The sequence below is a fragment of the Thermogemmatispora sp. genome (assembly GCF_019683635.1).
In the GTDB taxonomy this organism is placed as follows: Bacteria; Chloroflexota; Ktedonobacteria; order Ktedonobacterales; family Ktedonobacteraceae; genus Thermogemmatispora.
This window is the reverse complement of the sequence record NZ_JADGIA010000031.1, coordinates 22,127-33,846: the sequence shown is the minus strand read 5'-3', so window position 1 is coordinate 33,846 and position 11,720 is coordinate 22,127. Positions and strand designations below refer to the sequence as shown.

Annotated in this window: 12 protein-coding genes and 1 riboswitch; of the genes, 10 read left to right on the top strand and 2 right to left on the bottom strand. The window is 61.5% G+C overall.

Annotation, left to right across the window (positions count from 1 at the left end; all coding sequences use genetic code 11):
* Positions 1-195 precede the first annotated feature (195 nt).
* The 9 genes from IRZ31_RS05750 (at position 196) to thiE (ending at position 7,239) form a co-directional block, all read left to right on the top strand.
* The gene (locus IRZ31_RS05750) at positions 196-450 is read left to right on the top strand and encodes a hypothetical protein (protein WP_297150847.1); all 255 of its coding nucleotides are present in this window, start codon (positions 196-198) and stop codon (positions 448-450) included.
* A 421-nt stretch (positions 451-871) separates the two neighbouring features.
* The gene (locus IRZ31_RS05745) at positions 872-1,033 is read left to right on the top strand and encodes a hypothetical protein (protein WP_297150844.1); all 162 of its coding nucleotides are present in this window, start codon (positions 872-874) and stop codon (positions 1,031-1,033) included.
* A 304-nt stretch (positions 1,034-1,337) separates the two neighbouring features.
* A complete protein-coding gene (locus IRZ31_RS05740) occupies positions 1,338-1,646 on the top strand; it encodes a twin-arginine translocation signal domain-containing protein (protein WP_297150841.1) in 309 nt (102 codons plus the stop codon).
* Positions 1,647-1,686: 40 nt separating this feature from the next.
* Positions 1,687-3,048: a DUF4331 domain-containing protein gene (locus IRZ31_RS05735; RefSeq protein WP_297150838.1), complete on the top strand. Its 1,362-nt coding sequence runs from the start codon at positions 1,687-1,689 to the stop codon at positions 3,046-3,048.
* Between the two features lie 216 nt (positions 3,049-3,264).
* On the top strand, positions 3,265-3,609 hold the full coding sequence (locus IRZ31_RS05730; RefSeq protein WP_297150835.1) for a hypothetical protein: 345 nt from the start codon (positions 3,265-3,267) through the stop codon (positions 3,607-3,609).
* A 261-nt stretch (positions 3,610-3,870) separates the two neighbouring features.
* Positions 3,871-3,988, top strand: a riboswitch (TPP riboswitch).
* A gap of 121 nt (positions 3,989-4,109) precedes the next feature.
* The gene (tenA, locus tag IRZ31_RS05725) at positions 4,110-4,814 is read left to right on the top strand and encodes a thiaminase II (protein ID WP_297150832.1); all 705 of its coding nucleotides are present in this window, start codon (positions 4,110-4,112) and stop codon (positions 4,812-4,814) included.
* 69 nt (positions 4,815-4,883) lie between these two features.
* Positions 4,884-5,705, top strand: coding sequence for a bifunctional hydroxymethylpyrimidine kinase/phosphomethylpyrimidine kinase (gene thiD / locus IRZ31_RS05720; RefSeq protein WP_297150829.1), 822 nt, complete (start codon positions 4,884-4,886; stop codon positions 5,703-5,705).
* Complete coding sequence (thiM, locus tag IRZ31_RS05715; protein ID WP_297150826.1) at positions 5,702-6,541, top strand: hydroxyethylthiazole kinase; 840 nt, start codon at positions 5,702-5,704, stop codon at positions 6,539-6,541. Before thiD ends, thiM begins: the two co-directional genes overlap by 4 nt.
* Positions 6,541-7,239 (top strand): thiamine phosphate synthase, encoded by a 699-nt coding sequence (gene thiE, locus IRZ31_RS05710; protein ID WP_297150823.1) that lies wholly within the window; start codon positions 6,541-6,543, stop codon positions 7,237-7,239. Before thiM ends, thiE begins: the two co-directional genes overlap by 1 nt.
* Here the strand turns inward: thiE and thiL are convergent.
* The gene (gene thiL / locus IRZ31_RS05705; protein ID WP_297150820.1) at positions 7,236-8,279 is read right to left on the bottom strand and encodes a thiamine-phosphate kinase; all 1,044 of its coding nucleotides are present in this window, start codon (positions 8,277-8,279) and stop codon (positions 7,236-7,238) included. The two genes, thiE and thiL, sit on opposite strands and share 4 nt — an antisense overlap.
* A gap of 217 nt (positions 8,280-8,496) precedes the next feature.
* On the opposite strand from thiL, the gene IRZ31_RS05700 reads away from it, so the two are divergent.
* Positions 8,497-9,408 carry a cytochrome c oxidase assembly protein gene (locus IRZ31_RS05700; protein ID WP_297150817.1) on the top strand — a complete coding sequence of 304 codons (912 nt, stop codon included), beginning with the start codon at positions 8,497-8,499 and terminating at the stop codon, positions 9,406-9,408.
* Between the two features lie 182 nt (positions 9,409-9,590).
* On the opposite strand, the gene IRZ31_RS05695 is transcribed toward IRZ31_RS05700, so the two are convergent.
* The gene (locus tag IRZ31_RS05695; RefSeq protein WP_297150815.1) at positions 9,591-11,351 is read right to left on the bottom strand and encodes a DUF2156 domain-containing protein; all 1,761 of its coding nucleotides are present in this window, start codon (positions 11,349-11,351) and stop codon (positions 9,591-9,593) included.
* Positions 11,352-11,720 lie beyond the last annotated feature (369 nt).

The following is an 11,720-nucleotide window of genomic DNA, read 5'->3' as shown; positions in this document are numbered from 1 at the left end:
TTGCTGGGCCGCGCTGGACCTGCACAGCGCCTGGTTGAGGGCCGCCTGCTGGCAGCAGTCTTGTTGCCGCGCGCCCTCGATAGCTGAAGCTGCCAGGCTAGCGAAGGCAAGGCCAGGGCCACGGGCTTGCCCCTTGTATGAAGAGGGGAACCAGCCCTGCGCTTAGGCCGGTGTTGACCGGATCTTGGCCTATCTGTGCGGCTGCTGCTCCTCGGGCTTCTTGCTTGGCAGGCGCTACTGAGAGATCGCGAGGAGCCGCTGCTGCTGAGCGGCCTGGCGGCCCTCTGTACCCTCGCGTTCCTGCGCAAGCTCTGGATCGAACGGGCGCAGCGTGGAGGAAGGGCCGGTGGAGAAGGCGGGAGCGCTATCAGAGCACGTGAGCGACGTGAGCCGGTGCTGCTCCCCGTTGGCTTACTGGCCTGGTCGCTGCTGCCGGCGTCTGACCGTTAAGGCATGAAAGAGGGTTGCTGTGAGAGGCTCAGGCTGTCGAAATAAGGTGAAGCTGGTCGCGGGAGCAGCGGGGAGATTGGCGCAGCCCTGGTGCTCCCGCTACTGGCTGCTGGTGCGCGGATGACCACACTCATCGCTTGTCTTATAGCCTGAGAAGTCACCTGCTCCTCGTCGACGATGGGAGTGAAACGCTGGTGTTCATCCAGCTTGCTCCTACAGATGAATCGACAAAAGAACAAGAGTATCTCGCTATTTCAGCCGCTGTTGACCTCACCGGTCTTGCAGATCACTGCTGGGGGCAATGTGCCTTTTGCTGTTCGGCTCAGTCACCAGGTCAGCCAGGATTTGGAGAGAGCTGAGCTGGTGATCCTCCCTCCCCTTGGTGGTCCTGCTACTCGTGATCGTGTGGAGCGGTCTGGTGGTGGCTAGCTTACCTCTCTGCAGCGCTGGCATCACCGTTTTGCCGGATGCCAGTGTCATCCGGGCGCTCCTGGTTCCAGCGACCTGCGATTGCTCGGCGATTTCAGCCGGTGAGCACCAGCCCCGCTACAAGCGCATTGGAGCCGCCTGGGCTGGCGAATAAGCAAGCAGCCAGCGCTGACCTGTCAGTAGCTGGCTCAACCTCCGCTGTGTTGAAGCAGTAAGGTCGTTTGGGATCTCGTGGTATGGCTTGCTGTTCCCTGTGAGTCTTACAGCTCTCTTGAAGACCCTTGCTTGATGGAGATGAATTCTGCGCCTCTCTATACTGGGGGTAAAGACCAGCTAGCTTCAATGGCGAAGCGGTTATAAGAGATTTTCCTGGCCCTCATGGTGGTAGCAAGTCATGAGGGCAGGTGTCATGTAGCCGAACTAAACGGCTTATCAAGGCGAAACGAGGAGATAGAATCATGCCGCGAATGACAAGGCGCAGTTTCCTCAAGCGAACCTCCGTCGGCGTGGCCACCGGAAGTGCCCTGGTGGGGGCCTTTGCTGTGGCGAAGCCGATTGAAGCCCAGCCAGCAGGGGCAAGTACTGCAGGCGCGGGTCGGGTGACGTATGCCGACCTGACATCCGCGCCAGCGAACGACGAGCCGCTGGTGCTGCATGTACGCCAGCGTAGCACAGGAGAAGTCAGCATTCTCACCGGCACGCGCGAGATCACCTATCGCGATCCACGCCTGGTTGCTCACCTCCTCAAGAAGGTTGCACGGCCATGATTATCGCCTGCACGTGGCAGGGGAAGGAGAGGTAAGGTCAATGTCCTCGCATCGCGAAGCTCCAGAGATTGCCAAAGATCCGGTTGCCGACAATACCGACGTCTATGCCTTTGTCAGCCCAGACAGGCCGGAGACGGTTACCCTGATCGCCAACTACATTCCGCTCCAGGAGCCAGCCGGGGGCCCTAACTTTTACGAATTTGGCGACGATGTCCTCTACGAGATCCACATCGACAACGACGGCGACGCCCTGGCCGATATTACCTATCAATTTCGCTTTGAGACGGAGGTACGCAACCCCGATACCTTTCTCTACAATACTGGGCCGATCACCGCGCTTGACAGCCCCAACTGGAACCGGCGTCAGTTCTACACGGTGACGCGCCTCGAAGAGGACGGTACCAGCAAAGTGCTGGGGCGGCACCTGGCCTGTCCGCCTTGCAACATTGGGCCGCTCTCAACACCCAACTATGAGGAACTGGCCAAGGCAGCTATTCATCAGCTGCCGGGCGGTGCTCAGGTCTTCGCTGGTCAGCGCAACGAAGGTTTCTACGTGGACCTGGGGGCTATTTTCGACCTGCTCGACATTCGTCCGTTGCAGAATCTGCATCTCTTTCCGCGGCCTCCCCAGCCGGGGGTTGATGCTACCAAAGATCTCAATGTTCACAGCATTGCCCTGCAGGTGCCCAAATCCAGCCTGACGCGTGAGGGCTATGCCGCTACCGATCACAAAAATCCGCGCTCGGTTATCGGCGTCTGGGCCTCAGCCAGCCGCCAGAAGGTGACCCTACACGACAATGGGCAGGAGCCTGCCCATACGGGGCCGTGGGTGCAGGTCTCGCGCCTGGGCAACCCTCTCTTCAACGAGGTCATTGTCCCGCTGGGCAAGAAAAACCTCTGGAATCGCCTGGCTCCCAAGGATGACGCTGCCTTCGTCAAATACGTCGAGCATCCAGAAGTAGCGCGCCTGCTGCCTGTACTCTACCCCGGTGTTTTCCCTCACCTGCAGGCCCTCACGGCCCCGCGTGCTGACCTGGTAGCCATTCTGCTCACGGGAATCCCCGCCGGCCTCATAGACGGCTTCCAGAACTTCACCGGCTCGAAGCCTGCCGACCTGCTGCGGCTGAATGTAGCCATTCCGCCCGCCAGCAAGCCGAACGTCTTCGGACTTCTGGGCGGCGACCTGGCTGGCTTCCCCAACGGGCGGCGTGTCTTCGACGACGTGGTGACCATTGAGCTGCGGGCTGTGGCCGGAGCCACCTATCCGCTCATCGATCACCACTACATGCCCGATGCGGCTGTCTCCAAGCTCACCGGTGGTGTTCCTCCTCGCACCAACTACCTGAAGCACTTTCCTTACTTAGCCACGCCCAAGAGCGGCTTTGAGGTGCCGGCGAGCTGAACGACAGAGCGGGCGGCCCAGTCCGAGCCATACCGCGGTCGTTGAGCCAGGTGCCACACACGGCTGGCTGCTGCCTGGATTGCCCAGCAGCCAGCCGACCAAGATCGTTCAGTCAGGGGGCGCAGGTTGGCTGCCTGCCCTGCCGGTCTACAGCGCAGTACAACAAGTATAGTGACAGGTCCATAATGGCCAGGATGGGAGGTAAGGTAAGAAGAGATGGAAGAAAGTCACTCGTTTTTTGAGCGTGTTCACAGCGAGCCGGTGGTTCTGGAGATTGGGGGCGAGATCGGGGCCCTGGTCCTGTATACCGACCCTGAGCTGCGCGGCAAAGAGATCGAGGTGAGTCCCGTGCAAGAGCCACAGCGACGCACCCACACGGCGGTATTAGAGCGACATTTCAACGGCAAGCAGCTCTTCGCCGCCGTCTTTGCAGCCCTGCCTGCCGGCGTCTATACCTTGTGGAACCTCGACGGCCAGGCGGCGGGCACGGTGGCCATCACGGGCGGCTGCGTCAACGAAGTCGATTGGCGACAGCGTCAACCGGCGATTGCAGGCCGCTGAAGCCAGCATAGCGGGCCGGGCGCTCTGTCAACCGCTGCACCCACGAGGCGGAATTGCACTTTCACTGCGCGTTGGCTATAATTGGCGATGGAAGCGTCAGGATGATCGGCGCTGCGGCGATTATCTCTTTCACCTGCCTCCACCTCCACAGGCAAAGGACCTGGTTGACCGCGACTAGCCGGCAGGAGTGGAGCGCAGGCAGGAGAAACGGGCGCTGCAACCACGTCTGGAGCGATCGATCGTCCCGTCCTGTGGCGCAGCTGTACTCGCTAGGGGAGCTTGGTGCAGCCAGGCTGAGAACACCACCGGAGTGTGTGGGGGACCCTGAACCAACCTGATCTGGGTAATGCCAGCGAAGGGAACGCGGGTGATTGAGAAAACTGTGGCCTCGTCAGCAGCTGTCATAGTTTTCTTCTTCCCCTCCATTCATCCTGCAATCGGCGATTCCTGGCCTGAACGCTCTCCCCGCGCTTGATCCGCTTTGTGGAGGTCAGGTCATCATGTCTGCCGCTGAAATGTCCGCCGCATCTACAAATGGCAATCTCTCCTTCCGTCTGCGCGAGAGTGTCCTGTCCCTATGGCAGCGCCAGCTGCAACATCCCTTTGTTGTCGCCCTGGGCGACGGCTCGCTGCCGCGCGCCAATTTCGAATTCTACATTCGGCAAGATGCCCTCTTTCTGGACGTCCTTGCGAAGTGCTTCGCCTATGCCGCGACGCGCAGCGAAGATCACGCGGAGATCGAGCAATTTGGCCGTCTGTTGCTCAACACCCTCGTGGTTGAGCAGGATCTCCACCGCCGTTATGGCGAGCGCTTTGGGCTGACGCCCGAGCAAATGGCCGCCACGCCGATGGCGCCCACCAACTACGCCTATACCCGCCATCTTCTGGCGATCGCCACCACTGGCTCTCTTCCCGAGATCATCACCTCCATGCTGCCCTGTGCCTGGATCTACGCCGAGGTGGGCACGCATCTCACGGGCAACAGACCGCCAGCCCCTGATCATCCCTATGCCGATTGGCTGCGCACCTATGCCGATCCCGAATTCGATGCCGTGGGGCGCTGGCTCCGCGAGCGTCTGGATCTGCACGCTGAGCGCCTCTCGGCAGAAGCCATTGCCCGTCTCTACGAGATCTTTCGCATCAGCACCTGCTATGAATGGCTCTTTTGGGAAATGGCCTGGCGACAAGAGCAATGGCCGGCCTGAGCGCCAGTGACAGGGAATACTGCCAGAGGCTAGGAATGCCATCGAGACAAAAGAAGAGCGAGGAAGAATATGAGCGAGGAGCAGCGACACCCTCGGGCGTTGACCATCGCCGGCTCGGATTCGTCCGCTGGGGCCGGCATTCAGGCCGATCTCAAAACCTTCGCCGCCCTGGAGGTCTATGGACTCTCAGCCATCACGGCCATCACAGCCCAGAACACCCTGGGGGTGCGGGCCGCTTTCGAACTGCCCCCGGAGCTGGTGGAGGCCCAAATCGACGCTGTGCTTGAAGACATCGGAGCCGACGCCGCCAAGACTGGCATGCTTGCTACAGCCCCCATTATTGAAGCCGTCGCCCGCAGCGTCGCTCGCTGGAAATTGCGTCTGGTCGTTGATCCGGTAATGGCCGCCAAAAGTGGAGACCCGCTGCTGCGGCCCGAGGCGGTCGCGGCCCTGCGCGGCGTCCTGCTACCTCTGGCGGAGGTGGTAACGCCCAACCTGCCGGAGGCTGAGATGCTGACCGGACGGCACATTGAGACCCTGGAGGAGATGCACGAGGCGGCCCGGGCTATCCACGATCTCGGAGCGCGCCACGTCGTTGTCAAAGGTGGGCATCGTCTGGATGCCCCGATCGATGTCTATTTTGATGGAACCGGCTTCAGCGAATTGCGCGCCGAGCGCATCGAGACCCGTCATACCCACGGCACCGGCTGCACCTTCTCGGCAGCCATTGCCGCCTTCCTGGCGCGCGGCCTCTCCGTTGCTGAGGCTGTAGCCGAGGCCAAGCGCTATGTGACCGAAGCTATTCGGCATGCACCGGGTCTCGGTCACGGTCACGGACCCACCGAACACTTCTGGCAATGGAAGCAGAGCAAAGAGGCAGAGACCCCATGAATCAGCAACAAGAAAACGAAAATGCCAGCTCGGGAAAGCTAGAAGGACTGGCGCCCCTGGTAGGAGTTATTCGTGCTCGCAAGCCCCTGGTGCATCACATCACCAACATGGTAGTGATGAACGACACTGCCAACGTGACGCTCGCCATCGGGGCCTTGCCCGTCATGGCCCATGCGCGCGAGGAAGTGGAGGAGATGGTCAGTCTCGCCGGCGCCCTGGTGCTCAACATCGGAACCCTTGTGCCCGAGCAGATCGAGGCCATGCTCCTGGCTGGCCGACGAGCGAATGAGAGGCAGATCCCCATTGTCCTCGATCCTGTCGGCGCCGGAGCCACACGCCTGCGCACCGAGAGCGCTCTACGCCTGCTGCGGGAGCTGCACATCACGGCTCTGCGCGGCAACGCCTCCGAAATCGGGGCCTTGCTGGGTGTGGAGGGCGAAACGCGCGGCGTCGAGTCGATCTCTTTGTCCGAGGAGCGGGAAAGCGTTGCCCAGCGGGCGGCGCGCCAGTTCGGCTGTTGTGTAACGATCACTGGAGCGCGCGACGTCATCAGCGATGGCCGGCGCCTGGCCTATGTCGAGAATGGTCATCCCTTGCTGGCCAGCATTACCGGCAGCGGCTGCATGGCTACCACCCTGGTGGCGGCCTTCCTCGCCGTGGAGCCGGATGCCTGGAAGGCCAGCATCGCTGCTCTCGTGGCCCTCGGTCTGGCCGGAGAGCTGGCTGCCCAGAAAGCGGCTGGCCCCGGTACCTTCCGCTCCCATCTGATCGATGCCGTCGCCGCTCTTGACGAGGAGACCATCCGTCGTGGACAGAAAGTGAGAGTGATCGCCTGATGTCGGAGCTATTGCCCTGTGGCTGGAAGCGCGAAGAGTTGATTCCGCGCCTGGCGTTGCATGTCCTCACCGACCGCGAGTGGTCGCGAGGGCGCGATATGCAGACGGTGGCCGCGGCGGCCCTGGCTGGTGGGGCCACGATTATCCAACTGCGCGATAAGCAGGCGACAACACGCACCCTGGTTGAGGAGGGCCTGGCGCTGCGCGAGCTGACTCGTCGTCACGGTGCCTTGCTGATTGTCAACGACCGTGTTGATGTGGCCCTGGCGATCGAGGCCGACGGCGCTCACGTGGGGCAGGATGACATGCCCGTGGCGCTGGCTCGCAAGCTCCTAGGCCCCGGGCGCATCCTTGGAGTCTCGGCGGGTAACCTCGCGGAAGCCGAGCAAGCGGTAGCCGAAGGGGCGGACTACCTGGGCGTCGGCCCGATCTATCCGACGCGCGGCAAGGCCGATGCTGGACCGGCTACCGGTCCCGCGCTCCTGCAAGCTATCAGCGCCCGCTATCAAGTGCCGCTGGTAGCGATTGGCGGGATCACGGCGGCCAATACGCCGGAGGTGATTGCGGCGGGCGCCTGCGGTGTCGCCGTGATCACCTCCGTTGTCAACGCCGAGGACATCACCGCGGCTGCGCGAGCTATTGCCGAGCAGGTCAGGGCGGCGCGGGCCGCGGCTGGTCTGACCGGGGAAGCGACCTAGCTAGACCTGGCCTGGCCGGGCGTCGTGAAATGATCCCAGCTCTGTACTGATAGCGGCTCCTCGCGTCCATCTGGCCAGCGCAGACGAAGGCCGCTCGCTGCCTCTGTAATCTGTCCAATGCGGGTGATGGGAGCCGCCCCCGCCGCGGCGAAGCGCGCTTGTACGGTCTCTTCGTAGCCCGGAGCGACCGTAAAGAGCAGCTCATAATCCTCGCCACCGTGCAGCACCCAGGCCAGTGGGTCGCGCCCCACGGTCGCGGCCAGAGCTTGCAGCTCCGCGGAGAGGGGCAAACGAGCCACCTCGATGCAGGCTCCCACGCCGCTGCGCTCACAGATATGGCCCAGGTCGCCGCTCAGACCATCGCTCACATCGATGAGCGCCGTCACAATCTGCGGACCGAGCTGGCTCAACAGGCGTCCCTCGGCCAGGCGTGGTCGCGGCACACGATGGATGGCGCGCAGCCGCTCACAGGCCGTTGGAGGATAAGGATGGTCTGGATAGAGCAGCGAATGCAGGCCAGCCGCCGAGTCACCTGGACAACCGGTCACGAAAATGGTATCACCAACGCGAGCGCCGGCGCGCGTCAGCACCCGCCCGCGCTCGCTCTCTCCAAGTAAGGTAATATCGATCGCCAGCGTCTCCGCTGTCCCGGTGCCGCTGACGTTGCCGCCAACGATCAGCGTCTGGGCGGCTGCCGCTTCCTGGCGCAGGCCGGTGTAGATTCCTTCCAGGACCTCCAGCGGGCAACGACGCGGAATATGTAGAGAGACCAGGGCGTAGCGCGGCTCGCCGCCCATCGCCGCAATATCGCTGAGGTTGATGGCCAACGCCTTCCGCCCGATCTCCTGCGGTGAAGAAGTGCGCAGCGTAAAATGTACCCCTTCGACCTGGCTGTCACAGGTCAGCAGCAAGAGCCGTGGACCGCCAGTATCGAGGACGGCGCAGTCATCCCCAATGCCAACCACGACCTCCTCAGCCGAGGGCAAGCCGGCTGTCAGGCGGGCAATTAACTCAAATTCGCTCCAGGTCCCTGCAGACATCGCTTGGCAGTACCTCCAGGCTTCTCTCTGTCTATCATTTCTCTGTCGCTCCTTCCTTGTGCTGCGAACGAGACAGCGCAGGCCCGCCAGGCAGCCAGGACGCAGCAAGGAAGAGCGAGCGCGCGTGCGCTCCCTCTGGCCGGGGTGCGCTATAGTCTCTGGTAGAGAGCAGCGTATTCTATCTTACTTACAGTCTTATCGCACGGAGAGACAGCCCATGCAAACGATCATTAGCCTTCTCGGGCAGGTCCACATTCCTGCCATCATGGCTGCGCTACTTCTCTGCCTGAGCTATCTGCCGCCCCTCTGGGGAGATCTGCGGCAGCCCCAGGCGGGGGAGCGTCCCAGTCAGGCACGCTGGCGCCTGCTGGCCTTCCTCGTGGCCATCGTCGCCTTTCTCGCGGTCCTGGTGACCCCCATTGATCACCTGGCGCGTAGTCAGCTCTTTCTCATGCACATGCTCCAGGTGATTGTCCTGAGCACTGTTTGCGCACCCCTCCTCCTGCTCGCCTTGCCAACTGCCCTGGCCAGGCGGCTCCGGGTGAGCGAGGATCAAGCCAGGGCCAACGGGTCTGCGCTGCTCCGCTGGCTGACCCGCCCCTTGCCGGCCTCCATTCTCTATAACGGCCTCTTCCTCCTCTGGCATCTGCCGCCGCTCTACCTTGCGATCAGCGAGCAAGCTTTCCTCTATGATCTCGCCCTGGTGATCCTGCTGCCGCTGGCCTTGCTCAACTGGTGGCCACTGCTCGGCCCCACAGAGGAAAAGCTGCGCCTCAGCTACCCGGCCCAGATGCTCTACGCTTTTCTCGATGGGCAACCGATTGACATCTTTGCCTTCCTGCTTGTCTTCTCGGGGACCCTCTTCTACCCTATCTACGCCCAGCAGCCGCATCCGCTTATTGCTCCGCTCAGCGACCAGGAGGCCGCTGGGGCTATGTTACTTGTGCCGGGCCTTGTGGACCTGATCGTCATGACGCCCCTCTTCTTTCGCTGGCTGGCTGCGCTTGAAGAGAAAGCCAGGGTGCGCGATCAGCAGCTTCAGCAGGCGCTGGAGGCAGAAGAGCAACAGCGAGCATTGTCAGAAGACCGGCAAACAGCACCTTCACCCGGCTCGCCGCGCTTGGAGTGACAGGGAAAAGCCTGCCGCCTGGCAACAGACTGGTTGAGGACAGACAGACCAGGAGACAGACTGACTGACCAAGATCGGGGCCTGTCCTCAACCAGCCGCAGATGGCCGACCGCTCTGCGGCCCTTTCGCTGTTTCTTCCAAAGTCGGCCTCCTGAACAGAAGCGGACGAAGGTGAGGGGCACTCAGGCGCTACCACGCTTCAGCGCTGGCACCCCTTGCGGGCGCAGCCGTGGGCGTAGCGAACGCAGAAGAGCCAGCACCAGCGAGCCATCATGCTGATGGACGCGGTAGAGCGCCAGGCCAACCTTGGGCAGGCTCAGCGTCTCCGGGTAGACCAGATAACGACTTTCCCAGCGCGGCTGAAACTTCTTCTTAAAGGCCAGGAGTGAAGGACCACCTGTCAGGCCGGAGAGGCGGCCCTTCAGGAAACTGATGCTCGCTGCCAGCAGCGTCTCATCCTCCTCCTGATTGCAGTTGCTTAAGGGAGCCAGCCCCAGGCTTACCACTTCTGCCCCTCGCTCCTTCAGGAAAAAGAGTGAGCGGCTCAGCAGCAGCTCCATCGTGCCAGGAACAGCTTGAGATGAGCGACGCATCAAATCCAAGGCCCAGCCACGGCGCCCATAGATCGGGACAAAAGAGACAAAGGCATGGACCGTTTGCTCTTGATCGACGGCCAGCGCATAGAGCTGAGGAGATGTCTCGAACGGATGGAAACGGCTCATACTGAAGCCCATTTCGGTGCCGCCCTTTTGCTGGAGCCACTCACGGGAGATACGAGCCATTTGCGTCACATGTTCGGAGGAGGTCACGCGCCCCTCATAGAAGACCACAGTTAGCCCGGCTTTCTCAGCTCGACGCGCGCTCGTCCGCAGATTCGCCATAGCGCTACCCTGGAGCGAGAAAGAAGGCAGCTCAACGATGGCATCCTCACCAATCTTCAGCAAATGCAGACCAGCGGCGCGATAATAAGGAGCCAGCTCAGCACGCACCTGCCAGAAGACCGGAGTCCAATCCTGCAGCTCGCAGAAAGCCAGAAACTGGCGGATCAGCCCCGGCAGCTCGGCCTCTGGTCCCACGGGATCACCGGCCACCACCGCCGTCGTCCCCTGGAGCACAAAACCGATCACTGCCCGACCCGAATCCGCGAAGAAAAAAGACTTTTCACCGACCAGCAAGTGATAAGAAATCGAATTCTGCCCGTAGAGGCGGACCAGTTCCTCAACGCGCTGACGTTCTTCGGTCTGCGAGAGCAAAGCCGCCGCCACCGGGCGAAAAAGCTGCAGCATGCCATAGCCCACGGCGCTCATGCACAACAGCGGAAGCGCACGCGCAAAAAGAAAAGCGGGGGTCCCGCGTGGGAAATGGAGATGGGCCCGGCTCAACAGTCCCAGGAGGACAGTTTCCAGACCCCAGCGGTCGATCAATGGCTCGAAATCGCTGTAGAGTGTTAAGAAGCCACCAAGGGTATAGAAAAAGACGATACCCAAACCCAGTGCCAGCGCCACATAGCCGCGAAAGATCGAAGGAGGGTCACTACGGGCCTGGAAGAGGGGAGAGCAGCAGCCCAAGAGAGCGGTCAGCCCCAAGACTACGAGAGAGGGAAGCGACAAGCCCCCATGAGGATGATGGAGCAGCAAGGCCGAGAGCAACAGTAAGACCAGGGTGACCACCCAGGCCTGGCGCTTGCCTCGGGCCAGGCCGTAGGAAAGCATCAACAGAAAGAAGCCTACCACCGCAGTCAGAGGATGGGCGTGCGAGTGAGAGACAGGGAGCGCACCTAGCCAGGCATTGGGAAGGATATCCCAGGCCGCCAGAGCGGGCACAAAGAGAGAAAGCATGTCAACCAACCCCACCAGACCAATCACCGCGACGATCCCCAGGCGGCTCAGGCGGCGCAACTGTCGGTTAGCAACGATGCGGCGAGGAAAAACAGCCCCTAGCATAGAATTTCTTCTTCAACTTCCCTTCTATACTGAGCGATCGTGTTGCCTGTTCTGGTAAAGAAAACGCAGGCCGCTTCCATGCAGGCCAGCGATAGGCCACCTGAAAGGCGCCTGGAGATATCTTTGTCCAGGAGAGTCGGCTCAATCCTTTCAGGTTCTTCTTCTCCTTCTGCTAGAGTTAGACGTAGAAGTGGGTGGGAAAGTTGCGATTGCTAGGAGTTCTGGAGTGTCCGCCCCCTGGGAAGCTCTTCCCGGGCCGATCGGCATCTGGTAGAGCCGCCTGATTGCTTGCATTAAATGCTGATTAAGAATATACTGCATAAAAGGAAGATTATCATAGAGGAAGTAACCAAAGAAGTGAATAGAAAG